Origin of the sequence: Methylobacterium oryzae (assembly GCF_036441375.1) — a bacterium.
In the GTDB taxonomy this organism is placed as follows: domain Bacteria; phylum Pseudomonadota; class Alphaproteobacteria; order Rhizobiales; family Beijerinckiaceae; genus Methylobacterium; species Methylobacterium oryzae_A.
Window position 1 is genome coordinate 23,244 of record NZ_MLCA01000008.1, and the last position, 25,000, is coordinate 48,243.

Consider the following 25,000-nt stretch of genomic DNA (forward strand, 5'->3'; position numbering starts at 1 on the left):
CGGGGCGAGACGGCGCCNTGCCCAGGGGCAGCGTCGCGATGCCGAGCGCGTCCGCGGCCGCCGCGAACCCGTCGCGAATCCGGGGCGAGACGGCGCCGACGCCCGCCTCGGCGCGGGGGCCCAGCGCCACCGTCACGCCGCGGCGCTCCGACACCTCCGCCACGGCCGCCAGGAACGCCGCCTCCAGCTCCGCCAGCACCCCGGCCGCGTAGGCCCGCATGTCGAGGCTGAACCGGAATTCACCCGCGACCGTCGTCAGGCCGTGCGCCGCGGCGTCGGTGTGGAACCGGCCGAAGGTAACGGCCATCGGGCAGCCGGCCGCCTCGCGCTCGGCCCAGACCCGGTCCAGGGCCAGGGCGATCTCGGCCCCGGCCATGGCCGCGTCGCGCCGGAAGCGGCGCGGCGTCCCGACATGGTCGTAGCGGCCGGCGATGCGGACGTCGGGATAGCGGACGTTGCCCGGGATCCCGGTGCACAAGCCGACCGGGATCCCGGCCTCTTCGAGGCTCGGCGCCTGCTCGATATGCACTTCCAGGAAGGCGTGGATCGCGGCGGCGTCGAGGGCCGGCGGGCCGCGGCGCAGCGCGTCCGGATCGCCGCCCTCCCAGGCGATGTGGGCGGCGAGGCTGAGGCCCGTGTCGATCCGGGCGGCGTCGAGCGCCCCGTCCGGCAGGGCTCCGAGGGCCGCGCGGCTTCCGATATAGGAGACCTGGAACCAGACGCTCTCCTCGGCGCGGATGCCCATGACGGTGATGTCCCGCTCCGGCTCCAGACCGAGCGCGCGGATGGCCGCGACGGCGGCGAGCCCGGCCACCACGCCGGCGGCGCCGTCGAAGTTGCCGCCCTGGGCCACGGTGTCGAGGTGGGAGCCGATCAGGATCGGCGGCAGGGTCCGGTCGCGCCCGGGCAGCGTCATCGCGGTGTTGGCGGCGGCATCCCGGCCATTCGCGAGGCCGAGATCCGACGCGCAGCGCGCCACCACGGCGTGCGCCTCGGTCTCCTCCGGGCTGTAGGAGGGTCGGGTGAACCCGGGCTGCGTCCGGCCGCACTGGGCCAACCCGGTGAACAGGGCCTCGATCCGGCCGCGCTGCGCGCGCACGGCGGCCATGATGGCGGACACGCTGTCCATCGCTACGCCTCCTGGGTTACGGGTCCGGAACAGACCCTGCGGCGCCGCTCTGCCACTTTCGTGCCGGCGTACCGGCCCGCCCCCCTGACCGGTCGGCAGCCGGAGCGCCGAGCCCGTCGCGCCGATCGAGTCTGCCGCATCGCTCGCCGCGCCGCCACCGCGCGGATCAGCCTCGCGGCCCGGGATCGTTGCCCGACCGGACCCCGACGGCTATCGCGGTTTCGGCAGGCGGGCGGGCAGGGGTTCTGTGGATGAAGAAGATCGGGTTCCTGTCCTTCGGGCACTGGTCGCCGGCCGGCGGGTCGGAGACGCGCACCGCGGGCGACACGCTCCTGCAGTCGATCGACCTCGCGGTCGCCGCGGAGGAGCTCGGGGCGGACGGCGCCTATTTCCGGGTCCATCATTTCGCGCGCCAGCTGGCCTCGCCCTTCCCGCTCCTGGCGGCGGTGGGCGCCCGGACGAAGCGCATCGAGATCGGCACCGGCGTCATCGACATGCGCTACGAGAACCCGTTCTACATGGTCGAGGATGCCGGCGCGGCGGACCTCATCGCGGGGGGGCGCCTGCAACTCGGCATCAGCCGAGGCTCACCCGAGCAGGTCATCGATGGCTGGCGCCACTTCGGCTTCGCCCCGGCCGAGGGCGAGACGGATGCCGACATGGGGCGCCGCCACGCCGAGGTCTTCCTCGACCTGCTGAAGGGGACCGGGTTCGCCCAACCCAACCCGCGGCCGATGTTCGCCAACCCGCCGGGGCTCCTGCGCCTGGAGCCGCATTCCGAGGGGCTCCGGGACCGGATCTGGTGGGGATCGGCCTCCGACGCGACCGCCGTCTGGGCGGCGCGACAGGGCATGAACCTGCAGAGCTCGACCCTGAAGGCGGACGAGACCGGGGAGTCGTTCCACGTCCAGCAGGCCAGGCAGATCCGCCGCTACCGGCAGGCGTGGCAGGACGCGGGGCACGCCCGCGCGCCGCGAGTCTCGGTCTCGCGATCGATCTTCGCGCTCGTGAACGACCGCGACCGGGCCTATTTCGGGCGCGGCGCCAGCAGCGATCAGGTCGGCATCATCGACAACATGCGGGCGGTGTTCGGCCGCTCCTACGCGGCGGAGCCCGAGCGGCTGATCGACGAACTCCGCGCCGACGAGGCGATCGCGGAGGCCGACACCCTGCTGCTGACGGTCCCGAACCAGCTGGGCGTGGCCTACAACACCCACCTCATCGAGAGCCTCCTCAAGCACGTGGCACCCGCGCTCGGTTGGCGATGACCGGCCCTGACGGCGGGAACGGGGAGGGCGGCCGCGCGCGGCGATCTGCTGCGGGTGAAGATCCAGGACCGGCGCGCCGCGCGGGCCGCCAGAGGGATCCGGCGGCGGGGCGCGGGCGCTGTCAGGATGTCCAGACATCCCGAGGTCACCGTGACGTTCCTCGACACCCTCTTCGGCACCCTCTTCGGCACCGGCCGCGACCTGACCCTCTGGCAGGAATGTGCCCGGGCCGTGCTCATCTTCACCTACGGGCTGCTGCTGATGCGCCTGTCGGGCCGGCGGACCTTCGGCAAGTGGTCGGCCCTCGACATCGTCGTGTCGATCATGCTCGGCTCCTCCCTCAGCCGGGCTCTGACCGGTAGCGCGCCGCTGTTCGGCACGATGGCGGCGAGCGCCGTCCTCGTGCTGCTCCACTGGCTGCTGGCGCAGGGCGCGGCCCGGTACCCGGGTCTGGCGCGGCTCGTGGAGGGCGCGGCGATCGACCTGGGCCAGGCCGGACGGCTCGACGAGGCCGCGCGGCTGCGCCAGTCGGTGAGCGCGGCGGACCTCGACGAGGCCCTGCGGCAGACAGGAGTCGACAGCGTCGGCGAGACCGCCCGGATCACCCTGGAGCCCAGCGGCAAGATCACGGTGAGGCGGGCGAGCTGAGACGTCGTCAGGTCCGCGTGAGGCGGCTCAGCACGTCGGCAAGGGTCAGCGTGAACAGGATCGCCGACCAGAACAGGCCGCAGGCCGCCGTCAGGCGGATCAGGGCCGGGGCCCGAACGAGGCGCATGAACAGGAGGGCGACGAGGCCAGCCTGCGTGGCGGCGAGGGCGAAGCTCAGCGGGGCGTTCCAGTCGCCCAGCGGCGCGTAGGCGAGCGCGCAGCCGACCGCCAGCAGCGCCATCAGGCCGAGCCAGACCGGCAGCACCCGGCGCCAGACCGCCCCCGCGGAGACCGGGGCGCTCATCCCGCGCGCCCCACGAGGTAGAGGGCCGGGTAGAGGAACAGCCAGACCATGTCGACGAACCCCCAGTAGAGCATCGCGACCTCGACCTGCGGGTTCCCGGGCAGGCGCGCGGGGTCCCGCCAGCCGATCCAGATCAGCCGCGCGACGAGGCCGATGCCGATCATCAGGTGGAGGCCGTGGATGCCGGTCGACAGCCAGTAGAAGCCGAAGAACAGCTGCGTGGCGGGCTCCGGGAGCTTGAAGGCGGCCCCCGGCACGAGGTGCTCGGCGATGTCCTCGCGGTACTCCAGGCCCTTCACGATCAGGAAGGCGAGGCCGAGGAACGCGGTCGCCGCGAGGCACCAGAGGGTCAGGCGGCGCAGGGGCGCGTGCTCGGAGGCGCGCGAGGCGACGGCGGCGGTCAGGCCGCTGGTGAGCAGGATCGCGGTGTTGAGGGTGCCGTAGACGATGTTCGTCTCGCGGGCGGCCCTTGCGAAGGCCTCGGCGTGCTCAAGCCGCACGGCGGCGTAGAACAGGAACAGGGCCCCGAAGAACAGCACCTCGCTGGCGATGAAGATCCAGATGCCGAAGGTCGCGCCGAAGCGCTGGGCGGACAGCGCCGCGTCCTCGGGCAGCTTCAGCCCCTCCCAGGGTTCTCGGAGAAGGGCGTCCGGGGCGATCGCGGGGTCGCTCATGTCAGCGAGCCCTGCGACGGGATGCGCGGCTGGTCCCTCAGCGGGACCGCGCCCTCCGGATGGTAGTTGTACGGCTTGCCGAGCACGGCCGGGCGCCCGACGAAGTTGTCCCGCGGGGGCGGCGAGGTGGTGCGCCACTCGAGTCCCGCAGCGTTCCACGGATCGTTCACCGCCCGCGCGCCGAAGAACAGCGACCAGGTGAGATAGCCGAGCGGCATCAGGTAGGCCGCCGCCAGCACCGCCGCGCCCGAGGAGGAGAGCACGTTCCAGACCTGGAACTCCGGCGGGTAGACATGGTAGCGCCGCGGCATGCCGAGATAGCCCGCGATGAATTGCGGGAAGAAGGTCAGGTTGAAGCCGAAAAACATCAGCACGGCGGCGAATTTCGCCCAGGTCTCCGGGTACATCCGACCGGTGAATTTCGGCCACCAGAAGTGCAGCCCGGCGAAGTAGGCCGAGACGGTCGCGCCGACCATGATGTAGTGGAAATGCGCGACGACGAAGTACGTGTCCTGCACGTGCACATCGATCGGGATCGAGGCAAGGAACAGCCCGGTCAGCCCGCCGACCGTGAACAGGCCGATATACCCCAGCACGTAGAGCATCGGCGACTCGAACCCGATCTGGCCGCGGTAGAGCGTGGCGGTCCAGTTGAACACCTTGATCGCCGAGGGCACGGCGACCACGAAGGACAGGAACGAGAAGATCAGGGCCGCGTAGGGCGACATGCCCGAGGTGAACATGTGATGGCCCCAGGTGAAGAAGCCGATCACCGCGATGGCCACGAGCGCGTAGACCATGAACTCGTAGCCGAAGATCCTCCGCCGCGCGAAGCAGGTGATCACCTCCGAGACGATCCCCATGCCGGGCAGGAGCATGATGTAGACGGCCGGGTGCGAGTAGAACCAGAACAGGTGCTGGAACAGGATCGGGTCTCCGCCCTTGGCGGGGTCGAAGATCGGCAGGCCGAGGCTGCGCTCCGCCACCACGAGGAGGATCGTGAGGGCCAGCACGGGCGTGGCGAGCACGAAGATCAGGCTCGTCGTGTACATGGCCCAGACGAAGAGCGGCAGGCGGAACCACGTCATCCCCGGCGCCCGCAGCAGGTGCGTGGTCGCGATGAAGTTCACCCCCGTGGCGATGGTCGAGAAGCCGGAGACGAACACGCCGAGCACGCCGACCGTGACGGCTGTGTTGGAGAAGGTGGTGGAATAGGGGACGTAGAAGGTCCAGCCGGTGTCGATGCCTCCCGCCAGGACGGCGGTGGCGGTGATCAGCCCGCCGATGACGTTGAGGTACCAGCTCACGAGGTTGAGCTTGGGGAAGGCGAGATCCCGCGCGCCGATCATGAGGGGCAGCAGGAAGTTGCCGAACGTGGTGGGGATCGACGGGATCAGGAAGAACCACACCATGATCACGCCGTGGAGCGTGAACAGCTTGTTGTAGGTGTCGGCGCCGACGAGGTCGGCCTGGGGCGTGAACAGCTCCAGCCGCACCATCGTGGCGGCCGCGCCCCCGATGAAGAAGAACAGGGTCACCGACAGCGCGTAGAGGATCGCGATCCGCTTGTGGTCGGTGGTGGTGAGCCACGATCCGAGCGTGCTCCCGGCCGCGAGGTAGCTCTCGGGCAGGCCGAGGGCCAGCTCGTCCGGGTCGGCGAGGCTGAGGGGGCTCTGCGCGACGCGGCTGCTCATGCGCGCTCTCCTGGTCGCTGGGGCGGGGTCACGGCCGAACCGCCGGTCCGGCGGGGGCCGGGGTGTCGGAGACGGGGGCGCCCGGCACCATGGCGGGGCTGCGCTCCGTCGCGTTGCCGGGCACCCGAGAGGACAGGGGCGGCACGCCGGGCGTCCGGATCACCCGCGGGCCCGCGCCCAGCGAGCGGATATAGGCGGTGAGTTCCTGGATCTCCCCGTCCGAGAGCAGGCCGGCGTAGCTCGGCATGATCGGCGCGTAGCCCGCCACGATGTCCCGGGCGGGCTGGAGGATCGAGTCGCGGATATAGGCCGCGTCGACCGTGGCGCGCTTGTCCCCGTCGAGCTGCACCGCCTGCCCCCAGATGCCGGCGAGGCTCGGGGCATGGACCGACGAGCCCGGCGCGTGGCAGCCGGAGCAGCCCCGGGCCGAGAACAGCCGCTCGCCCTGATGGGCGAGGTCGTCGCCCTCCGGCTGGGCCGCGAGCCAGGACGCGTAATCCTGCGGTTCCATCACGATCACCCGGCCGAGCATCCGGGCGTGGTCGGTGCCGCAATACTCCGTGCACATCAGCTGGAACGTGCCGGTCTTGGTGGCCTGGAACCACGTCTCGGTCGTCTGATCGGGCACCGCGTCCCGCTTCAGCCGCAAGGCCGGGATGTAGAAGGCGTGGATCACGTCCTGCGAGGTCAGGACGAGGCGCACCGGCGCGTTGACCGGCACGTGCAGCTCGTTGATCTCGCGGGCGCCGTTGGAGCTCTGAGCCTTCCACATCCACTGCTTGCCGACGATATGAACCTCGAGGGCGTCCTTGGGCGGCGAGAAGGCGGTGATCTCGGCCGACGCCGCCCACCAGAAGATGAAGACGAACACGAACAGGGTGGCGGCGGTCCAGCCGATCTCGAACTCGCGGGAGACCACCTCCGGCAGCGGCCCCCGGTCGGCCTTCGAGCCGCGCCGGTAGCGGATCGAGAAGGTCACCACGAGGCCGACCACGAGGAGCACGATCAGCGCGGAGATGATCGTGAGGCCGATGAAGATCCGGTCGACCTTGGCGGCCTGCACCGAGGCGGCGACGGGCATCAACCAGGCGGGCAGGAGCGATTCCATCAGCGATCCCCCCCGGAGGCGGCGCGCTGCGCGCTGCCGGGCTGCCCGTCGGGGGACGGCAGGGCGCTCGAGGCGCCGCCCCGGCTGCCGAGCGGGGGCACCTCCCCGGCTGCCGAGCGGGGGCACCTGCTCGGGCTGGAGGGGCGCGGCGAAGCCGGCATCGCCCTGCGCCGCGAGGCGGGCCATCGCCGCGTCGATCGGCATGCGGGCGATGCCCTTCTCCCGGTCGACCCAGGCATAGCCCGTGAGCCGCGCCTTCTGCTCCCTCAGGAAGGCGTCGAGGTCGCGCGCCGGGGCCCGCTGGAGGCGGGGTTCGGGGACATCGCGCGGCGGCCGCATCAGCGGCAGGCTCACGGTGCGCGTGTAGTAGACGCGCAGGCCCGCCAACGTCGCGCCCACGAACACCACGATGAACAGGCCGGTCAGCAGGACCGGGCGCAGGGCCAGGACCGGCGCCTCCGTACCGGGGCGGGCATGGCCGACCACGTCGTCGTGGACGCCCGTATGCAGCTGGCCCTCGGCCGGAGGCGCCGGTCGGTCGCGCGCTTGGTCGGGCGCCCGGTCAGACATGGCGCGGCCTCCCGGCGCGGCGGATCCGGGCGAGGCGGCGGCCGACCGGCCGCGAGGGGAGGGCGAGCAGGGCGAGACCCGGCAGGGCGGAGAGGGCGGCAGGCCCCGCATCCGCGCCGTAGGCCGGCAGCACGTACCACGCGAGGTGCAGGGCGATCCCGACCAGCACGAGGAGCCCGACGACCCGCAGGGCGGCGGCGCTCCTGCGCAGCTTCGCGAAGAGCAGGGCCGCGAAGGGAAGGATCCCGCCGACCGCGACGGCGGTGCCGAGCACCGCGACCCAGGCCTCGGTGCCGCGCTTCAGGTACCAATCCGCCTTGGCGGGCAGGTCGCCGTACCACGCGACGATGTAGGACATCAGGCCGATGTAGAGGACGCCGAGCAGGGTCGCGAGGATCAGCCCGGCGAGGTCGGCGGCGCGGGCCTCGTCGAGGCCCGGCGGGCTCGCGACGGCGGCCCAGGCGAGGGCCGCCAGGATCTGGTGCAGGGCGATCCCCGCCGCGAAGGCGGAGGAGGTGAAATGCGGCTCGACCGAGAGGATCCAGTCCACGGCCACGAGGCTGATCGTGAGCCCGTAGAAGCACAGGCCCAGAGCCGCCGTCAGCGGCCCGCAGCGCCCGGCGAGGCAGAGGAGGGCGAGAACCGACCAGCCGCCGAGCGCGAGCCCCGCCCGCAGGTCGAACAGGGCCGGGTCGAGATAGAGCGCGGCGACGTCCGGCTTCACCGCGCGCGCGTCGGCCGCCCAGGGGTAGAGGGCGGGCAGGGTCAGCGCCACGCCGAGGAAGGCCAGGGTGGCGAGCGGGACCAGGGCGGCGGCCGGGCGCAGGGCAGGGGCCAGGGCCTCGCCCCAGCGCCCGCCGGTCACGCGGTGGATCAGCATCAGGACGAGGCTGCCCACCGGCACCGCGCTCCAGACGAGCCACGCGACGAGCCAGCCTCGGGCGAGGGCGTCGATCATGGCAAGTGCTCCGCGAGGCCCGGCACCTCCGCGACGCGGGCCCCCTGGGAGAGCTGCAGCGCGCGGATATAGGCGGCGATCGCCCAGCGGTCGCGGGGCTCCACGCGGTTGGCGTAGGGGTACATCACCCCGTAGCCCCTGGTGATCACGTCCACGAAGTAGCGGGCGGGGGCCGCGCGCAGGCGGTCCTCCTGGTAGGAGGGCGGCGGCGGAAAGCCCCGTTGCACGACCATGCCGTCGCCCGCGCCGGTATAGCCGTGGCAGGGGGTGCAGATCGCCTCGTAGCGCGCCTTGCCCCGGGCCAGCAGGGCCGCGTCGAGACGCGGCGGCGTGGCGAGGTCCTCCGCCCCGGCAAGGTCGCCCTGGGCCACCGTGCCGTCGGGCGGCGCCTGCGCCTCGGCGCCCCCGGGAAAGAGCGGCGCCTTGCCGTAGACCTCGTAGCGGTTCTGCACCCGCATCGACTGGTCGTCGCAGGCCGCGAGGCACAGGGCCGGCAGGGCGGCGAGGAAGAGGGCGCGCCTCATGCCCGCAACTCGGACACGAGAAGCGCGCCGGCCTCTTCCAGCCGCCGCCGGAGCGGAGCGGGCTCGGCCTTCGGCGCGACGAGGAGCAGGAAGCGGTCCTGGCTCGCCCGCTCGAACTGCGGCATGTCGTGGACCGGGTGGTTGAGCCGCGGCAGGCCGCAGGCCCAGAGCATCGCGGCGAAGCCCGCGACCGCGGCCGCCAGCACCCCGAACTCGAACGGCACCAGGGTGAAGACCGGCCAGGAATGGAGCGGCCGGCCGCCGGAATTCAGCGGGTAATCGACGACCGCGCTGTACCATTGCAGCCCGTACATCGCGGCGGCCGCGCCGAAGCCCGCCGCGGCCATCGCAAGTCGCACCGGGTTGCGCGCGGGTGGAAACGCGCCGGACAGCGCCTCCAGCGGGAATGGCGTGTAGGCGTCCAGCGGCCGGTGACCGTCGCCGCGCACGAGGCGCAGCGCCCGCACCAGGGCGTCGGGGGTCTCGAACTCGGCAAGGAGCGGCGCGCGGGTGGGTGCGCTCATACGGCGGCCCCCGCGTCGTGGCTGAGCTGCCGGACCTCGTGCATCGAGACCACGGGGAAGACCCGCACCAGCACCAGGAAACCGAGCACGAACAGGCCGAGCGGCGCGAACAGGATCGCGAGGTCGTAGAGGCTAGTATGGTAGGTCCGCCACAGGCTCATCGCGTGGCCGTGCGAGAGCGTGTTCCAGACGATCAGGATGCGCTCGAGCCACATCCCGATATTGATGATCACCGAGATCCCGGCGAGCACCCAGAGGTTGCGCCGGGCGAACGGGAACCACAGGGCCTGCGGAACGACGCAGTTGCAGGCGATCAGGGCGTAGTACAGCCAGCGATAGTCGCCCGCGAAGAAGTAGCGCACGACGTCCCGGTCGGGATGCTCGCCGCCGTACCAGGCGGTGAACCATTCGGTGGCGTACGACAGGGTCATCACCACACTCGCGAAGAGCATGACCTTGCCCATGACGTCGAAATGCGCCGGCGTGATCACCGCCTGGAGGTTCAGGCCCCAGCGGATGAAGATCGCGATCATCACGACCATCGCGAAGCCGGAATACATCGCGCCGACGACGAAGTAGGGCGGGAAGATGCTCTCCTGCCAGCCGGGCATGAGGCTCGCGGCGAAGTCGAGGCCGACGATCGAGTGCACCGAGCAGACCAGCGGCACGGCGAGCGCCGCCATGGTCTTGTGAAAGGTCTCGTAGACCTGCCAGTGCCGGGCGGAGTTGCGCCAGCCGAGTGCCAGGGCGCCGTAGATCACCTGACCGCGCCGGGTCGTCGCCCGGTCGCGCATCGTGGCGAGGTCGGGCAGCAGGCCGGTGAACCAGAACAGGGCCGAGAACAGGATGTAGCTGAGGATCGCCCAGAAATCCCACACCAGGGCCGAGCGCCATTGCGGCCAGAGATTCATGGTGTTCGGGTAGGGGGCCAGCCAGTAGGCGTAGAGCGGCCGCCCGAGATGGATGATCGGGAAGATCCCGGCGATCCCGGCGGCGAACAGGGTCATCGCCTCGGCGAAGCGGTTGATCGAGGCGCGCCAGCGCTGGCGCGTGAGCAGCAGCATCGACGAGATCAGCGTGCCGGCATTGCCGATGCCGATCCACCAGACGTAATTGGCGATCGAGAAGCCCCAGACGACGGTGGTGTTCACCCCCGACAGGCCGATCCCGACCGTGAGCACCGCGACGACGGCGCCGAGCGTCACCAGCACGAACGGCAGGGTCGCCAGCAGGGCGTAGACCCAGAGCCTGCCGGGCCCGCGCTTCTGGATCGGGTCGGCGATCGCCGCCGAGATCGCGCCGTGGCTGAGCTGGGCCGGGGCGATCCAGCGATGGGCCTGCGCGCCGCCGCTCATGTCCGCCCCCCGAGGTCGGGATTCGGGGCGCGGAGATCCGCGAGGTACGTGGTGCGAGGGCGCGTGTTCAGCTCCTCCATCAGGGCGTAGTGCCGGGGATCCCGGCGCAGCGCCAGGACCGGGTCGCCGGGCCTGGCGAGGTCGCCAAACTGGATCGCCCGGGTCGGGCAGGCGGACTGGCAGGCGGTGGCGACGGCCCCCATCGGCCGCCCGTCGCGCTCGGCCTCCTGCCGCGCGTTGGCGATCCGCTGGATGCAGTAGGTGCATTTCTCCATCACGCCGCGGGCGCGGACCGTCACGTTCGGGTTGTGCTGCGCCTTGACGCTCTCGGCGCCCATGGTCGCGTAGGGCTGGCCGTCCGCGTAGCCGAAGAAGTTGAAGCGCCTGACCTTGTAGGGGCAGTTCGCCTCGCAGAAGCGCGTTCCGACGCAGCGGTTGTAGACTTGGAGGTTCAGCCCCTCGCCGTCATGGACCGAGGCGGCCACCGGGCAGACCGGCTCGCAGGGCGCGTGCTCGCAATGCATGCACGGCACCGGCTGGAAGCCGGCATTCACCGAATCCGGCGTGCCGGAATCGTACAGGTCGACCCTGAGCCAGTGCATCATCCGCCCCCGGGCGATCTCCTCCGGCCCGACCACCGGCACGTTGTTCTCGGACTGGCAGGCGACGACGCAGGCGTTGCAGCCGATGCAGGCCTGGGTGTCGATCACCATCGCCCAGGCATGGCCGTCGGCGTCGCCGCTCCAGGGGGCGAGGAGGGTCGGCCGTTCGCCGCCGATGCCCTCGGGCTTCGCGTCCTGCAGGTCGGCGAGGGCGATCTGACGGAAGAGCTTCCGCGTCTCGCCCTCGATCTGCGTGTAGTTCTGGGTGCGCAGCACCTCGTCCCGGCGGTCGAGCTGCTCGACGCTGACGCCCGCCAGCAGGCGCGGTGACGCCGCCGTGGCGAGGCGGTAGCCGTCCGCGCCGATGCCGTTGCCGATCGCTCCGGCGCGGGGGCGGCCGTAGCCGAGCGTCAGGGCGCCGGCCCGGTCGGCGACGCCGGATTCGATCGCGACCACGGCCTCGATGGCCCGGCCGTCCATCCCGAGGCGCACGACGTCGCCGGAAGCGAGGCCGCGCCGGGCGGCCTCCGTCGCCGAGAGGGCGAGCGCGTTGCCCCAGACCTGCTTCGAGACCGGCTTCGGGCATTCCTGCAGCCACGCATTGTTGGCGTAGCGGCCATCGTAGAGGCAGGGATCCGGCCGCAATTCCACGGCGAGGCCGGTGACGGGCGCGCGACCCGGCAGCGTCGGGATCCGCGCCGGGCCGGGATCGACGGGGGCGGTCGCGCTGTCGGGGATCACGCCGTCATGCAGCGCCCTGCGCCACCAGCCCTCGAAATCGTCGCCGCCGCGGTCGCGCCACGTCGCCCGCACGATGTCGTGGCCGGCGCTGGCGGGCTCTCCGGCCAGGAGCGCCAGGATCTCGTGGACCGAACGTCCGCCGTAGAGGGGCCGCACCAGCGGCTGGACGAGGCTCGCGGTACCGTCCGGCGCGCGCAGGTCCGACCAGCTCTCGAGCTCGTGCGCCAGGGGCAAGTGCCAGTGGGTGACGCCGGCCGTCTCGTCGCCGTGCGTCCCGGCATGGATCGAGAAGCCGGCCCGGCCGATCCGCTCCGCGAGGGCGAGGTCGGCGGGCGCCGTGTGGACCGGGTTGCAGCCGAGGATCGCGAGGCAGGAGACCGCGCCCCGGTCGAGATCCGCCGCCAGCGCGGCGAGATCGGCGGGCGCGGGATCGTCGGGCGGACGATAGGCGACCGGAGCCTTGAGCCGGTCGTTGATCCAGTGGCCGAGCGCGTGAAGCTCCGGCGCGTGGGCCTCGCCTACGAGGACCAGGGCGCGGCCGTCCGCCCGCGTCAGGTCCGCCGCCGCCGCGTGGGCGAACCGGGCCGTCTCCGCCGGCAGGTCGGGCACGGGCAGCCCCGCGCCCAGACCGTTGGCGATGGCGGCGAGGAGGCCCGCGGCGTCGCGCGGGGCCAGGGCGTGGCGGGCATCGGCCTTGACGCCGCTCTGGGTCAGCGCGGTCTCGGCCACGTAGAGCCGCCCGAACTGCGCCGGATCCCGGCGGCGCTCCATGAAGGCGCGGCTGAAGCGGATCTGGTCCGGCCCCGGCCCGAGCGGGTCGGCGCCGACGCAGAGGATCGTCTCGGCCCGGCCCGGGTCGGGCAGCGCCCGGTAGCGGCGGCCGAAGGCGAGGTCGGCGCCGCGCAGGGCGTTCGCGTCGTCCAGGGGCTCGTGGACGTGCCAGCGCGCCTCCGGCAGCGCCGTCAGCAGGGCCGCGATCTGGCGGATCTGGGTCGGCGAGGTGACGCGCCCGGTGAGCAGGCGCAGGCCGCTGCCGTGCTCCCGGCGCGCCTGCGCCAGGGGCGCGGCCAGGGCCCGCTCGGCCATGGCCCACGCGGCGATGCCGGTCGCCCGCTCGGTGGCCGTGCGGGAGCGGTCGGGATCGTAGAGGTCGAGGATCGCGGCTTCCGCGAAGACGTCGGTGGCGCCGAGGCTGGCGGGATGGAGCGGGTTGCCCTCGATCTTGATCGGCCGCCCGTCCACCGCGATGGCGTGGACGCCACGCGCCCAGCCGCCGAGGGATAGGGCAGTGGCGTAGCGCACCGGCACGCCCGGCAGCAGCCGCTCCGGCTGCACCACGTAGGGTACCAGCTCCTCGGCGGGCTTCGCGCAGGCACCGAGTCCCGCCGCGATGCCGGCGGAGAGGAGGCCTAGGGCCGTGCGACGGGTCGGTGGGGTCAGCGGTGGCATATGGAGCACTCGCTGAGCCGGTCCGGCGATTTGACGTGATAGGCCTGGGCGAGCCGGGCGCCCGCCGCCCTCTGGTCGGGCGGCGGGGTCCAGGTCACGTCGAACACCGCCTCGCGGGGGCGCAGGTTCGGGGCGGGGTCCCGGTGGCAGTCGAGGCACCAGCCCATGGTGAGCGGCGCCACCTGACGCACCAGCTTCATGGTCTGGATCGGGCCGTGGCAGGTGGTGCAGCCGACGCCCTTCGCCACGTGGACGGCGTGGTTGAAGTAGACGTAGTGCGGCAGGGTGTGGACCTTGCGCCATTCGAGGGGGCGCCCCTCGGCGAGGCTTGTCCGGACGGGCGCGAGCATCGGCGCGTTGGTCCAGATCTGCGAGTGGCAACTCATGCAGGTCTCGGTGGGCGGGATGCCCGGGAAGGCGGCCTTCTCCACGGCGGTGTGGCAGTAGCGGCAATCGATCCCGAGGCCGCCGACATGGTGTTCGTGGCTGAACGGCACCGGCTGCTCGCGGGTCACGTCCTGCTGGGTGGCATAGGGCGAGCGCCAGTAGGCGTAGGCGAGCCCCACGCCGAAGACCGGGGCCGCGGCGAGGGACGCGAGGACCAAACGGGCGACCGTGTCGGCGCCCGGCCGGAAGATCTGCACCATTCCGCGCGTCCGCCTCCGCGAGACATCGGATCCGTCGGTCCGGTCGAGGTCTAGGGGAGGTCGGCGGGTCCGGCCTCGATCTATGTTTGTCCCGTCGAAGAACGTTGTCCCATTTCCCGGCGGGCAGGGGATCGGGCCGGACGAGCGGGAGCACGGCTCGGTCCTGTCGCGTCCGGTGATCGGGTCGGCGCATACCTGGGCCGAGCGAACGACATCGGCCGACGACGATTGGTTTCTCGAAAGCCGCCGGAATCCGGTCGTCGGACAGGCCACTCGCCGAGGTGTCATGATCGCCGAAGCCGCATCGAACCTGCTGCGCCGACCCGGTCCGCCCGAGCCTGTGCCGCATGTCGATCCGCCGCGGGCCTCTGACCCGCGCTTCTCCGCTGCGGTGCCGCACCAGGCCCGCCTCGTCGCCCTCTACGATCAGGCGACGTTCAGCGAGGGCCCGACCTGGTGGCCGGCGCGGGACATCCTCGTCTGGTCGGACATCGAGGGCCGCCGGGTGCTGGGCTGGCATCCGGACGGCTGCGTCCGCGTGGTGATCGACGCCACACCGTTCATCAACGGCAACACCGTCGACCGGGACGGCAACCTGATCCATTGCGAGCACGGCAACCGCCGGCTGTCCCGGACCACGCCGGACGGGCAGTATGGGCCGGTGGTCGAGACCTACGTGGGCCGCCGCTTCAACGCCCCGAACGACGTGGTCTGCGCCGCCGACGGCGCCCTGTGGTTCACCGATCCCGCCTACGGCCTGCGGCAGCCCAAGCAGGGCGTGCTCGGTGAGTCGGACCTCGGCCATCACAGCGTCTATCGGTTCGACCCCGCCGACGGCAGCCTGCGGCGCATGGCCGATCTCGGCCAGCCGAACGGACTGGCCTTCGCGCCGGACGGGCGCACGCTCTACGTCAGCGACACGTCGCGGACGGAGGGGGGCGACGGGCACACGATCTACGCCTATCCCCTGCGGGACGACGGCGGCCTCGACGCGCGGCGCGTCTTCGCCGAAATCGAGCCCGGCGTGCCGGACGGGTTCCGCGTCGATCACCGCGGCTGGGTTTGGACGAGCTCGGAGGCTGGGGTGCAGGTCTTCTCGGCGGAGGGCCATCGGCTCGGGCTGATCCCGACGCCGCAGCTCTGCTCGAACTGCTGTTTCGGGCCGGGCGAGCGGCGCCTGTTCATCACCGCGACGACGCATCTCTACGCCATCGACCTCGCGGACGGGTGACGGCGCAGCGCGCACCTCACGGAAACGTCAGAATGCGCGGACTTCCGCCAGGAACGCCCCGGGCAACCGTCGGTTAGCCCCACGACACAGGGCGCCGCGCAAGGCGCCGGATCAGGAATTCCGTCGCAGGGTTCGAGGCGCGTCCCCGCCGGGGGCTGCGCGGCCGCGCGGGTTCAAGGAGCTGCCCATGGCCGAAGCAGTCGCCGACTTCTTCTGGAAGCGCCTCGCCGAATGGGGTGTGCGGACGATCTTCGGCTACCCTGGGGACGGGATCAACGGCCTGCTCGGCGCGCTCCAGCGCAACGACCTGCCCTTCGAGTTCATCCAGGTCCGCCACGAGGAGATGGCGGCCTTCATGGCCACCGCCTACGCCAAGTTCACCGGCGAGGTCGGCGTGTGCCTCGCCACGTCGGGCCCCGGCGCGACGCACCTGCTCACCGGCATGTACGACGCCTATTCGGACCACGTGCCCCTGCTCGCCATCGCCGGTCAGCAGGCCCGCAACGTCAACGGGGCGCATTACCAGCAGGAACTCGACCTCACGAGCGTCTACAAGGACGTCGCCGCCTACGTGCAGCAGGCAGCGAGCCCGGCCTCGGTCCGCCACATCGTCGACCGCGCCATGCGCATCGCCAAGGCCGAGCGGAAGGTCGCGGCGATCATCCTGCCCAACGACCTGCAGGACGTCCCCTACGAGGCGCCGGTACGCAAGCACGGCAACACCTTCTCGGGCGTGGGCTACACCGCCCCGAAGGTCGTGCCCTTCGACGCCGACCTGCGCCGGGCCGCGGACGTGCTCAACGCCGGCAAGAAGGTCGCGATCCTGGTCGGCGCCGGCGCGCTCCACGCCACCGACGAGGTGATCGCGGTGGCCAACAAGCTCCAGGCCGGCGTCGCCAAGGCGCTGCTCGGCAAGGCGGCGCTGCCCGACGACCTGCCCTTCGTCACCGGCACGATCGGGCTCCTCGGCTCCAAGCCCTCGTCCGACATGATGGCCGGGTGCGACACCCTGCTGATGATCGGCTCCGGCTTTCCCTGGGCCGAATTCCTGCCCGAGGAGGGACAGGCCCGCGGCGTGCAGATCGACATCGCCCCCGAGATGCTGTCGCTGCGCTACCCCATGGAGGTGCCGCTCTGCGGCGAGTCGGCCGAGACCCTCACCGCCCTGCTGCCGCTCCTCGAGCAGAAGAAGGAGGGCGGATCCTGGCGCACCGGCATCGAGAAGGGCGTCGCCGCCTGGTGGAAGGAAGCCGAGGACCGGGCCATGGCCAAGGCCAACCCGGTCAACCCGCAGCGCGTGACCTGGGAGCTGTCGCCGCGCATGCCCGAGCGGGCGATCGTCACCTCGGATTCCGGCTCCTGCGCCAACTGGTACGCCCGCGACCTGAAGATGCGCCGCGGCCAGATGTGCTCGCTTTCGGGCGGCCTCGCCTCGATGGGCGCTGCGGTGCCCTACGCGATCGCCGCCAAGGTCGCCCATCCCGACCGGCCGGTGATCGCGCTGGTCGGCGACGGTGCCATGCAGATGAACAACATGGCCGAGCTGATCACGGTGGCGAAATACATGCACCGCTGGTCCAACAAGACCTGGATCTGCTGTGTGTTCAACAACGAGGACCTGAACCAGGTCACCTGGGAGCAGCGGGTGATGGAGGGCAACCCGAAGTTCGAGGCGAGCCAGACCATCCCGAACGTGCCCTACCACAAGTTCGCCGAGCTGATCGGCCTGAAGGGCATCTACGTCGATGATCCCGCCCGTATGGGCGCGGCCTGGGACGAGGCGCTGGCGAGCCCGGTGCCGGTGGTGCTGGAGGTCAAGACCGATCCCGAGGTGCCGCCCCTGCCGCCGTTCTTCACCCTGGAGCAGGTCAAGAACTTCATGACGATGCTCGGCAAGGGCGATCCGAAGGAGCGCCACCTCCTGGCCGACACCGCCCGGCAGGTGCTGAGTTCCGTCCTGCCCGGCGACAGGACGTAAGCCGGGATCCGGCTCCGATGATGCGTGAGGACCCGACGATCGGGGCGGTGCGGGCCCGGGCCTTCACCGTTCCCACCGACGCGCCCGAGGCCGATGGCACCTTTGCCTGGGACAAGACGACCCTCGTGGTCGCCGAGGTCGAGGCGGGGGGCGAGACCGGCCTCGGCTACAGCTATACCGACGCCAGCGTCGCGCCGCTCATCACGAAAAACTTGGCGGCACGCCTCTCCGGGCTCCCGGCCCTCGACATCCCGCGGGCGAACGCGGTGCTGTGGGGCGCGGTGCGCAACCTCGGCCGCTCCGGGCTCGCCGCCAGCGCGATCTCGGCCCTCGACACGGCCCTGTGGGACCTGAAGGCGCGCCTCCTCGGCCTGCCGCTCGCGAGCCTGTTCGGGCGGGCGCGGGAGCGTGCGGAGATCTACGGCAGCGGCGGCTTCACGAGCTACGACGACCGGCAGTTGCGCGAGCAGCTCGCCGGCTGGGTCGAGCAGGACGGCTGCCGCGCCGTGAAGATGAAGATCGGCAGCCAGCCCGAGCGGGATCCGGCCCGCATGGCGACCGCCAAGGCGGCGATCGGCGCCGCGCACCTGTTCATCGATGCGAACGGTGCTTTCACCCCGAAGCGCGCCGTCGCGGTCGCACGGGCGGCGGAGCCGTTCGGCGTGGCGTGGTTCGAGGAGCCGGTGACGAGCGACGATCCCGCCGGGATGGCCTCCGTTCGCGCCACGGCGCCCGCCGGCATGGAGATCGCGGCGGGCGAATACGCCTACACTCTGGACGACCTGCGCGGCCTGCTCGCGGCCGGCGCGGTCGACGTCGCTCAGGCGGACGTGACCCGCTGCGGCGGCTACAGCGGCTTCCTGAAGATCGCGGCCCTCTGCGAGGCGGCGCATCTCGACCTCTCCGGCCACTGCGCCCCGGCGCTGCACCTGCCCGTGGCGGTCGCGGCGCCGCGCTTCCGGCACCTCGAATGGTTCCACGACCACGTCCGCATCGAGCGGATGCTGTTCGATGGCGCGCCCGTGGCCCGGGACGGGGCGATCGCCCCGGACCTGGCCCGGCCGGGCCACGGCCTCATCCTCAAGACCCGGGACGCCGATGCCTACGCTGTCTGACCGTGGCCGCCATACGCCGGAGCACCACCGCGGCGCGCCGGGATCGTCCCGCCACGCCCTGAGGCGGCGCGTCGCTCCCGTGCGGGTGGAGGCTGCGGTGCATCCGGTGGTAGTCCTCGCCGCGACCGCTGTCGGCGCTGGCCTGCTGACGTGGTTCGCCTCAGGACGCTCGAAGCGCCTGGATCCGGCCGCCTCCGGGGGGCGCAGCTACCCGCCGCGCGGGAGCGCGGTGACGGCGAGCGCCGCGCAGCGCCTGAACCACGCCTCGACGATGCTCGCCGCCTCGGTGCTGTTCGATTCCGGCCTGGAGCATTACCGCGGCCAGTTCTTCAACCGGGCGATGTACACGCCGATCGTCGTGTCCAGCGTCACCCTGGCGGCGTCCCTGCACGGGGCCGGCGATACCGATCCCGGCAGCTCGCGCGTCCGGCACGGGGTGCAGGTGCTGGCCGGGCTGACCGGGCTGATCGGCTTCGGCTTCCACGCCTACAACGTCGGCAAGCGCGAGGGTGGCTACTCTTTCCAGAACCTGTTCTACTCCGCCCCCATCGGCGCGCCGATGGCCCTGACGCTTGCCGGCATCCTCGGCGTCGTGGCCGAGCATGTGCGCGACGCCGATCCCGATGCGCCCCGGCTCGGCGGCCTGTCGGCCGGGCCGACGCTGGCGCTGGCCACGGCGGGCATGCTCGCCGGCACGACCCTGGAGGCCGGGCTGCTGCATTTCCGCGGCGCCTTCCAGAACCCGGCCATGTACATCCCCGTCTCCCTGCCGCCCCTCGCCGCAGCCCTGCTCGCCCGCGCCGCCGCCAAGCCGGCGGGGGCGAGCCAAGCCACCGCCAAATGGGGAATGTGGGCGGTCTCCGCGATGGGAATCGGCGGCGTCGCCTTCCACGCCTACGGCGTCGCCCGGATGATGGGTGGCTGGGGCAACTGGCGCCAGAACCTCATCGACGGGCCGCCGCTGCCGGCCCCGCCGTCCTTCTCCGGCGTCGCGCTCGGAGGGCTCGCCGCCCTCGAACTGCTCGAACACCGATCCTTCCGCTTCTGAGCCGGGTGCCCCATGCTGCCGAGACGTGACCTCTATCCGGGCTACGACGTGCTGGCGAAGCGCGACAGCCCCTCCTGGAACGCCAAGACCCGCGCGGTTCTGGACGAGCGGCTGGCGATCGGCCCCGAGACGCGCCGCTTCTTCGACGAATCCGAGTGGCCGACGATGAAGGCCGTCGCCGATCGGATCGTGCCGCAGCCGGCGGACCGGGCGGATCCGGTCCCGGTGGCGGCCCTCGTGGACCACAAGCTCGCCACCGATACCCGCGACGGCTACCGCAACCCCGAACTGCTGGAGCAGCGCGCGGCGTGGCGCCGGGGGCTGAAGGCCCTCGACGCCGAGGCGCGGGCGCGGTTCGGCGCGCGCTTCCACGAACTCGGCGCCTGCGCGCAGGACACGCTGCTGAAGCTCGCCGAGGCCGGCGAGCTCACCGACGCGGCCTGGGCCGGCATGCCGTCCAAGCTGTTCTTCCACAAGCGGATCCTCGCCGACGTGGTGAAGGCCTACTACGCCCATCCCACGGCCTGGAACGAGATCGGCTGGGGCGGACCGGCGAGCCCGCGCGGCTACGTGCGCATGGACTTCGACCGCCGCGACCCCTGGGAGGCCGCCGAGGCCAAGCCCGGCCGCGCGGACGAAGCCTACGAAGAGAATCTCCTGGTCGGTCGGTAAGGATCTCTCGCCCATGCGAATCCCCGGCCTCGGCAACGCCGCCGACAACCCGAAGCACGCCGTTCCCGGCGACGACCCCGAACACCATCCCCGGGCCCGCGACGGCCGCGCTCCCAACGTCATGCGGATCGGTGAATGGGTGCCGATGCGCCAGCACCGGGACGAGGAGGAGGTCGACTTCGCCATCGTCGGCACCGGCGCGGGCGGCGGGACCCTGGCCTGCCGGCTCGCCGAGCGCGGCTTCTCGGTGGTGGCCCTCGATGCCGGCCCGTACTTCCGGCCGCTGGAGGATTTCGCCTCCGACGAGAGCCATCAGTCCAAGCTCTACTGGACGGACGAACGCATCGTCGACGGCGACAACCCCTTGCAGATGGGCTCGAACAATTCCGGCAAGGCGGTCGGCGGCTCGACCGTCCATTACGCCATGGTGGCCCTGCGCTTCCGGCCGGAATGGTTCAAGGCGCGCACCCTGATGGGCTACGGCGCCGACTGGCCGATCGACTGGCGGGAGATGTGGCACTACTACGATCAGGTCGAGGATGACCTGAAGATTTCCGGCCCGGTCTCCTACCCCTGGGGACCGCACCGGCCCCGCTATCGCCGCCGCGCGCACGAGATCAACGCCGCCGCCAAGGTTCTGGCCCGCGGCGCCGAGGCGATGGGCGTCGGCTGGACGCCGACGCCGCTCGCGACGGTCTCGGCACCCCACGGCGACGCGCCACCCTGCGTCTACCGCGGCTTCTGCACGCTGGGCTGCTCGACCAACGCCAAGCAGAGCGTGCTCGTGAGCTACCTGCCGCGCGCCCTGAAGGCCGGCGCCGAGATCCGCGACCTCGCCATGGTCGGCCGGATCGAGACGCGGAACGGGCGCGCCACCGGCGTCCATTACCACCGCGAGGGCCGGTGGCGGTTCCAGCGGGCGAAGAACGTCGTGGTGGCGGGCTACGCGATCGAGACGCCGCGCCTGCTCCTCAACTCGGCGAACCAGGAATTCCCGGACGGGCTCGCCAATTCCTCGGGCCTCGTCGGCCGGAATCTGATGGTCCAGGGCAACCAGGCGGTCTGGGGCATCTTCGACGAGGAGATCCGCAGCTACAAGGGCCCGCCCTCGCTGGCGATCAGCGAGCACTGGAACTACGACGACAAGGGCCACGGCCCCTTCGCCAAGGACTTCTTCGGCGGCTATTCCTACATGAGCCAGGGCCCGCTGCCGCAGCTCTGGGCCAATACGCAGGCCTCAGCGCGCGGCCTGTGGGGCGAGGCTCTCGTCGCCGAGATGCAGCGCTACAACCACGTGGCCGGTCTGAAAGTGGTCTCCGAGTACATGCCGCAGGCGCGCAACCGCGTGACGCTCTCCGACGTGACAGATCAGTACGGCCTGCCGGTGGCCCGCATCACCTACTCGTGGTGCGACAACGACAAGGCCATGAACCGGCACGCGCTGAAATTCCTGCGCGAGGCGCTGGTCGCCGCGGGCGGGCGCGAGGTCTGGGACCAGGGCGACGACACCTGCCACCTCAACGGCACCGCCCGGATGGGAGACGACCCGCGCTCCTCGGTCGTCAACGCCGATTGTCGGTCCTGGGACATCCCGAACCTCTGGATCTGCGACGGGTCCGTGTTCCCGACCGTCGGCGGGGTGAACCCCTCCCTCACCATCCAGGCCATCGCCCTGCGCACGGCCGACCGGATCTCCGCGTCGCGGCGATGACCGACGGCGGGCGCCGCGCCCGGGTGGGACCGGCATCGGCAGCCTGCCGACCGGCTGTGCGCGACCGGCCAGGACTTCGTCGGCGGCGAGAGGTAGCCTCGGCGCTGTCGAGACATCGGATGACGGCCTGAGCACCGAGCAGGCCGCTCCTCGCTGGACCCGCCGGACTCCCGGCTGTCATGACGGGCATCACGAGGTGGAGGCCAGCATGATCGCGCTCAGGATCGTCCAGAGCGGCAACGCGCCCAGCCTGACCCGAGCGAAGGAGGCCTCCGGACACCCCGCAGTGGCGAAGGGCGATATCGTGTACCGCGCCGAAAGCCGCGACGCGGGCCCGATAACCCGCGCACATTCGCCGGGATCGGCGGCGCCGCCTGCATCGCAACGGGGTCCGTCCGCGTTTGCCCGCGTCGTAGGGCGGCGGGCTCGTGCCCGCCGCCGGAAGCCGGAGACGAAGCATGAGTGATGGCTACCCCTCGATGACGGCGCTCCTGGGCCTCCTCGCCCTGGCCGGATACCAGAATCGCGACAAACTCGCGGAATTGCTCGGCGGCGGCGGTCAGACCGCCCCCGCACCCACGGGCCGGGCTCCGGCTCCCGGCGGCAGCGGCTCCGGCAGCGGCTCGGGCGGGCTTCTCGGCGGCCTGCTGGGTGACCGCCGCGGCGAGGCCCCCGGCGGCTTCCTGCACAGCGGCCTGGGCGAGATGCTGGAGCGCTTCCAGCAGGCCGGCCACGGGGCGACCGTCCAGTCGTGGGTCGGCCGGGGACCGAACCAGGACATCGCGCCGCAACACCTGGAGCAGGCGATCGGACCCGACGTCCTCGCGGCGCTCACGCAGCGCACGGGGTTGTCCCGCGCGGAACTGCTCTCCCGGCTGTCCCGGGAGCTGCCCCAGGCCGTCGACCGCTACACGCCCGACGGGCGGCTTCCGGCCTAGCCCGAGGCCGGGAAATCGAGCTCGGCCCGGCCCCAGGCTGCCGCCGCCCCGGGCGGCCGTCGCGGGCGCCCGCCTACCAGCGACCCGCCGCCTGGCGCTGGCGGAGCGCGCGCTCGTCCGCGCTCGGGGGTTTGGTGGCGAAACTGCCAGTCCGAACCGCTCCGCCCCGCGCGAGCACCGCGACGTGGACGCCCTTCGGCGAGTGGGTCTGCTCGACCAGCGTCCAAGTGCGGGCCGCCGACGGGTCGTCCGCGTACCAGCGCTTGCCGCGACCGAGCATGACCGGGAAGGTGATCAAGACCATCCGGTCGACGAGACCCGCCGGGAGCAGGGCCCGGTAGAGCATGCTGCTGCCCTGGATGAGGAGGTCGGGCCCGTCGCTCTCCTTGAGGCGGGTGATCGCCGCGACAGGATCGCCGGCGAGCCGCCGGCTGTTGTTCCAGGCGAGCAACCCGTCGGACGCAGTCACGACATGTTTGCGGATCGCGTTGAAGGTCGCCCCGATCGGCTGATCGGCGTTGTGCGGCCAGTACGCGGCGAAGATCTCGTAGGTTCGTCGACCGAGGAGCAGCTCATAGTCGCCGCCGAGCAGCTTGCCCATCGGCGCGGCGAGGGATGCGTCGAAGTACGGGAAGGTCCAGCCGCCCTGCGTGAAGCCGGTCTGATCCTCCTCCGGACCGCCCGGCGCCTGGATCACACCGTCGAGAGACTGGAAGAGCGAGCCGGTGATCCTACGCATGGGCGGAATCTCCGCGGACGGCCGCCTCGATCCGAGCGATGTCGATCTTGCGCATGGTCATCATGGCCTCGAACGCGCGCCGGGCCGCTTCCCTGTCGGGATGGCTGTTGGCGCGCAGGAGCGCGCGCGGCGTGATCTGCCAGGAGAAGCCCCAGCGGTCCGTGCACCAGCCGCACTGGCTCTCCGCGCCGCCGTGGCCCACGATGGCGTCCCAGTACCGGTCGGTCTCCGCCTGATCCTCGGTCAGCACCATGAAGCTGACCGCCTGGTTGGGCCTGAAGGCGGGGCCACCGTTCAGGCCGACGAACGGCCGACCGAGAACGGTGAACGCGACCGTGAGTTCGGCGCCCGCGGACCCGCCCGGGAAGTCCGACGGGGCGTTCATGGGAGCGCCGACATGGCTGTCGGGGAAGGTCGCGGCGTAGAATTCCGCGGCCCTGCGGGCTTCGCCGTGGTCGAACCACAGGCAGGTCGTCAGCGTGTCGCGCGCCATCGCCGCCCCCTCACGACGAGTGGCGCGGGCCGGCCAGCCCGAGCCGGTGGCCCGCCGGATCGGCGATGTTGGCCGAGTAGCTGCCTCCGGGAATCGGGTCGGGCCCCTGGAGGACCGTGCCGCCACTGGCCCGGACCGTCGCGAGCGCGGCATCGATGTCGGCGACGTGGATGTACCAGTTCCATCGGGCCGGCGCGCCGGTGGCCGCGCTCGACATCACCGCGCCAGGGCGCAGGTCGCCCCGACCGATGAAGGCGTACTCGCCCCCGTCGCCCATCGGCATGGCCCCGAGCTTCTCCCAGCCGAAGAGCGCGCCGTAGAAGGCGAGGGCCGCCTCCGGCTCGGGGGTCGCGAGCTCGATCCAGACGCCGTGGCCGCGGGTCCGCTCCGCTCCGAGGGGCACCGGCCCGAAGGCCCGGCTTTCTGCGGGATTTGCCGGAGCCATCAGCGCGAAGACCACCCCCTGCGGGTCGCTCACCAGGGCGAAGCGGCCGACATGGGGGATGTCGACAGGTCCGAACCGGATCCGGCCGCCGAGATCCACCGCGCGCGACGCCAGGGCGTCGACGTCCCGCGTCGCGAGGTAGACCGTCCAGCCGGGCAGGCCGGGCGCCTCGGGCATCGACCGCCGGATCCCCGCCACGGGCGCCCCATCGGCCTCCGCGATCCGGTAGCCGCCATGCTCGGGCATCGGCGACGGCGCGACGCGCCAGTCGGCGACCGCCTCGTAGAAGGACTGCGCGGCGTCCGGGTCGGCCGCGTCCAGCTCGAACCAGATTGGGGTCCCCTCGACGGGTGGCATCGCGCGCTCCTCCGTGACAATCGGCGCTTCGGCCGCTTCGCGGCGCCCCTTACGGCCCCGCTTTGCCCAGGCTCGCAC

At 72.0% G+C, this 25,000-nt stretch carries 22 protein-coding genes and 1 pseudogene; 9 read left to right on the forward strand and 14 right to left on the reverse strand.

Annotated features, from left to right (window positions below; genetic code table 11):
- Positions 1–190: 190 nt before the first annotated feature.
- Positions 191–1,129: pseudogene (locus MOTC310_RS16145) on the reverse strand (M20/M25/M40 family metallo-hydrolase); the annotation flags it as partial.
- Between the two features lie 251 nt (positions 1,130–1,380).
- Here MOTC310_RS16145 and MOTC310_RS16150 point away from each other — a divergent pair.
- Both MOTC310_RS16150 and MOTC310_RS16155 read left to right on the forward strand, forming a co-directional pair.
- Complete coding sequence (locus tag MOTC310_RS16150) at positions 1,381–2,397, forward strand: LLM class flavin-dependent oxidoreductase (protein ID WP_331291514.1); 1,017 nt, start codon at positions 1,381–1,383, stop codon at positions 2,395–2,397.
- Between the two features lie 126 nt (positions 2,398–2,523).
- The gene (locus tag MOTC310_RS16155; RefSeq protein ID WP_331291515.1) at positions 2,524–3,045 is read left to right on the forward strand and encodes a DUF421 domain-containing protein; all 522 of its coding nucleotides are present in this window, start codon (positions 2,524–2,526) and stop codon (positions 3,043–3,045) included.
- Positions 3,046–3,052: 7 nt separating this feature from the next.
- On the opposite strand, the gene MOTC310_RS16160 is transcribed toward MOTC310_RS16155, so the two are convergent.
- The 10 genes from MOTC310_RS16160 to MOTC310_RS16205 form a co-directional block, all read right to left on the reverse strand.
- The gene (locus MOTC310_RS16160; protein ID WP_331291516.1) at positions 3,053–3,349 is read right to left on the reverse strand and encodes a cytochrome C oxidase subunit IV family protein; all 297 of its coding nucleotides are present in this window, start codon (positions 3,347–3,349) and stop codon (positions 3,053–3,055) included.
- Positions 3,346–4,023, reverse strand: coding sequence for a cytochrome c oxidase subunit 3 (locus MOTC310_RS16165; protein ID WP_331291517.1), 678 nt, complete (start codon positions 4,021–4,023; stop codon positions 3,346–3,348). Before MOTC310_RS16165 ends, MOTC310_RS16160 begins: the two co-directional genes overlap by 4 nt.
- The gene (ctaD, locus tag MOTC310_RS16170; RefSeq protein WP_331291518.1) at positions 4,020–5,717 is read right to left on the reverse strand and encodes a cytochrome c oxidase subunit I; all 1,698 of its coding nucleotides are present in this window, start codon (positions 5,715–5,717) and stop codon (positions 4,020–4,022) included. Before ctaD ends, MOTC310_RS16165 begins: the two co-directional genes overlap by 4 nt.
- Before the next feature lie 28 nt (positions 5,718–5,745).
- Positions 5,746–6,825 (reverse strand): cytochrome c oxidase subunit II, encoded by a 1,080-nt coding sequence (coxB, locus tag MOTC310_RS16175; RefSeq protein WP_419539136.1) that lies wholly within the window; start codon positions 6,823–6,825, stop codon positions 5,746–5,748.
- Between the two features lie 562 nt (positions 6,826–7,387).
- Positions 7,388–8,353, reverse strand: a complete 966-nt coding sequence (locus MOTC310_RS16180) for a hypothetical protein (protein WP_331291520.1) — start codon at positions 8,351–8,353, stop codon at positions 7,388–7,390.
- Complete coding sequence (locus tag MOTC310_RS16185) at positions 8,350–8,877, reverse strand: c-type cytochrome (protein ID WP_331291521.1); 528 nt, start codon at positions 8,875–8,877, stop codon at positions 8,350–8,352. The genes MOTC310_RS16180 and MOTC310_RS16185 overlap by 4 nt, the downstream gene beginning before the upstream one ends.
- A complete protein-coding gene (locus MOTC310_RS16190; RefSeq protein WP_331291522.1) occupies positions 8,874–9,401 on the reverse strand; it encodes a DUF3341 domain-containing protein in 528 nt (175 codons plus the stop codon). Before MOTC310_RS16190 ends, MOTC310_RS16185 begins: the two co-directional genes overlap by 4 nt.
- On the reverse strand, positions 9,398–10,756 hold the full coding sequence (gene nrfD, locus MOTC310_RS16195; protein ID WP_331291523.1) for an NrfD/PsrC family molybdoenzyme membrane anchor subunit: 1,359 nt from the start codon (positions 10,754–10,756) through the stop codon (positions 9,398–9,400). Before nrfD ends, MOTC310_RS16190 begins: the two co-directional genes overlap by 4 nt.
- A complete protein-coding gene (locus tag MOTC310_RS16200) occupies positions 10,753–13,548 on the reverse strand; it encodes a 4Fe-4S dicluster domain-containing protein (protein ID WP_331302511.1) in 2,796 nt (931 codons plus the stop codon). Before MOTC310_RS16200 ends, nrfD begins: the two co-directional genes overlap by 4 nt.
- Positions 13,536–14,195 (reverse strand): cytochrome c3 family protein, encoded by a 660-nt coding sequence (locus MOTC310_RS16205; RefSeq protein WP_331291495.1) that lies wholly within the window; start codon positions 14,193–14,195, stop codon positions 13,536–13,538. The genes MOTC310_RS16200 and MOTC310_RS16205 overlap by 13 nt, the downstream gene beginning before the upstream one ends.
- A gap of 286 nt (positions 14,196–14,481) precedes the next feature.
- Between MOTC310_RS16205 and MOTC310_RS16210 the strand changes: the two genes are divergently transcribed.
- The 7 genes from MOTC310_RS16210 to MOTC310_RS16240 all read left to right on the forward strand — a co-directional run bounded on the left by MOTC310_RS16210 (position 14,482) and on the right by MOTC310_RS16240 (position 22,888).
- Entirely contained in the window at positions 14,482–15,426 is a 945-nt protein-coding gene (locus MOTC310_RS16210) for an SMP-30/gluconolactonase/LRE family protein (protein WP_331291496.1), read from the forward strand.
- Positions 15,427–15,613: 187 nt separating this feature from the next.
- Positions 15,614–17,404 carry a thiamine pyrophosphate-requiring protein gene (locus MOTC310_RS16215; protein WP_331291497.1) on the forward strand — a complete coding sequence of 597 codons (1,791 nt, stop codon included), beginning with the start codon at positions 15,614–15,616 and terminating at the stop codon, positions 17,402–17,404.
- 20 nt (positions 17,405–17,424) lie between these two features.
- Positions 17,425–18,519, forward strand: coding sequence for an enolase C-terminal domain-like protein (locus tag MOTC310_RS16220; RefSeq protein ID WP_331291585.1), 1,095 nt, complete (start codon positions 17,425–17,427; stop codon positions 18,517–18,519).
- A gap of 97 nt (positions 18,520–18,616) precedes the next feature.
- Complete coding sequence (locus tag MOTC310_RS16225; RefSeq protein ID WP_331291498.1) at positions 18,617–19,567, forward strand: hypothetical protein; 951 nt, start codon at positions 18,617–18,619, stop codon at positions 19,565–19,567.
- 12 nt (positions 19,568–19,579) lie between these two features.
- Complete coding sequence (locus MOTC310_RS16230; protein WP_331302512.1) at positions 19,580–20,239, forward strand: gluconate 2-dehydrogenase subunit 3 family protein; 660 nt, start codon at positions 19,580–19,582, stop codon at positions 20,237–20,239.
- Between the two features lie 13 nt (positions 20,240–20,252).
- Positions 20,253–21,950 (forward strand): GMC family oxidoreductase, encoded by a 1,698-nt coding sequence (locus MOTC310_RS16235; RefSeq protein WP_331291500.1) that lies wholly within the window; start codon positions 20,253–20,255, stop codon positions 21,948–21,950.
- Positions 21,951–22,408: 458 nt separating this feature from the next.
- The gene (locus tag MOTC310_RS16240) at positions 22,409–22,888 is read left to right on the forward strand and encodes a YidB family protein (protein ID WP_331302513.1); all 480 of its coding nucleotides are present in this window, start codon (positions 22,409–22,411) and stop codon (positions 22,886–22,888) included.
- Between the two features lie 73 nt (positions 22,889–22,961).
- On the opposite strand, the gene MOTC310_RS16245 is transcribed toward MOTC310_RS16240, so the two are convergent.
- From MOTC310_RS16245 to MOTC310_RS16255, 3 genes are read right to left on the reverse strand one after another with little or no spacing between them, the layout of a single operon-like run.
- On the reverse strand, positions 22,962–23,627 hold the full coding sequence (locus MOTC310_RS16245) for a dihydrofolate reductase family protein (RefSeq protein ID WP_331302514.1): 666 nt from the start codon (positions 23,625–23,627) through the stop codon (positions 22,962–22,964).
- The gene (locus MOTC310_RS16250) at positions 23,620–24,120 is read right to left on the reverse strand and encodes a VOC family protein (protein WP_331294559.1); all 501 of its coding nucleotides are present in this window, start codon (positions 24,118–24,120) and stop codon (positions 23,620–23,622) included. The genes MOTC310_RS16245 and MOTC310_RS16250 overlap by 8 nt, the downstream gene beginning before the upstream one ends.
- Before the next feature lie 10 nt (positions 24,121–24,130).
- Entirely contained in the window at positions 24,131–24,922 is a 792-nt protein-coding gene (locus tag MOTC310_RS16255) for a VOC family protein (protein ID WP_331294558.1), read from the reverse strand.
- Between the last annotated feature and the right edge of the window lie 78 nt (positions 24,923–25,000).

Coding starts and splice junctions, on each gene's coding strand:
- MOTC310_RS16150 (WP_331291514.1), top strand. CDS start 1,381: ATGAAGAAGATCGGGTTCCTGTCCTTCGGGCACTGGTCGCCGGCCGGC.
- MOTC310_RS16155 (WP_331291515.1), top strand. CDS start 2,524: ATGTCCAGACATCCCGAGGTCACCGTGACGTTCCTCGACACCCTCTTC.
- MOTC310_RS16160 (WP_331291516.1), bottom strand. CDS start 3,349: ATGAGCGCCCCGGTCTCCGCGGGGGCGGTCTGGCGCCGGGTGCTGCCG.
- MOTC310_RS16165 (WP_331291517.1), bottom strand. CDS start 4,023: ATGAGCGACCCCGCGATCGCCCCGGACGCCCTTCTCCGAGAACCCTGG.
- ctaD (WP_331291518.1), bottom strand. CDS start 5,717: ATGAGCAGCCGCGTCGCGCAGAGCCCCCTCAGCCTCGCCGACCCGGAC.
- coxB (WP_419539136.1), bottom strand. CDS start 6,825: ATGGAATCGCTCCTGCCCGCCTGGTTGATGCCCGTCGCCGCCTCGGTG.
- MOTC310_RS16180 (WP_331291520.1), bottom strand. CDS start 8,353: ATGATCGACGCCCTCGCCCGAGGCTGGCTCGTCGCGTGGCTCGTCTGG.
- MOTC310_RS16185 (WP_331291521.1), bottom strand. CDS start 8,877: ATGAGGCGCGCCCTCTTCCTCGCCGCCCTGCCGGCCCTGTGCCTCGCG.
- MOTC310_RS16190 (WP_331291522.1), bottom strand. CDS start 9,401: ATGAGCGCACCCACCCGCGCGCCGCTCCTTGCCGAGTTCGAGACCCCC.
- nrfD (WP_331291523.1), bottom strand. CDS start 10,756: ATGAGCGGCGGCGCGCAGGCCCATCGCTGGATCGCCCCGGCCCAGCTC.
- MOTC310_RS16200 (WP_331302511.1), bottom strand. CDS start 13,548: ATGCCACCGCTGACCCCACCGACCCGTCGCACGGCCCTAGGCCTCCTC.
- MOTC310_RS16205 (WP_331291495.1), bottom strand. CDS start 14,195: ATGGTGCAGATCTTCCGGCCGGGCGCCGACACGGTCGCCCGTTTGGTC.
- MOTC310_RS16210 (WP_331291496.1), top strand. CDS start 14,482: ATGATCGCCGAAGCCGCATCGAACCTGCTGCGCCGACCCGGTCCGCCC.
- MOTC310_RS16215 (WP_331291497.1), top strand. CDS start 15,614: ATGGCCGAAGCAGTCGCCGACTTCTTCTGGAAGCGCCTCGCCGAATGG.
- MOTC310_RS16220 (WP_331291585.1), top strand. CDS start 17,425: ATGCGTGAGGACCCGACGATCGGGGCGGTGCGGGCCCGGGCCTTCACC.
- MOTC310_RS16230 (WP_331302512.1), top strand. CDS start 19,580: ATGCTGCCGAGACGTGACCTCTATCCGGGCTACGACGTGCTGGCGAAG.
- MOTC310_RS16235 (WP_331291500.1), top strand. CDS start 20,253: ATGCGAATCCCCGGCCTCGGCAACGCCGCCGACAACCCGAAGCACGCC.
- MOTC310_RS16240 (WP_331302513.1), top strand. CDS start 22,409: ATGAGTGATGGCTACCCCTCGATGACGGCGCTCCTGGGCCTCCTCGCC.
- MOTC310_RS16245 (WP_331302514.1), bottom strand. CDS start 23,627: ATGCGTAGGATCACCGGCTCGCTCTTCCAGTCTCTCGACGGTGTGATC.
- MOTC310_RS16250 (WP_331294559.1), bottom strand. CDS start 24,120: ATGGCGCGCGACACGCTGACGACCTGCCTGTGGTTCGACCACGGCGAA.
- MOTC310_RS16255 (WP_331294558.1), bottom strand. CDS start 24,922: ATGCCACCCGTCGAGGGGACCCCAATCTGGTTCGAGCTGGACGCGGCC.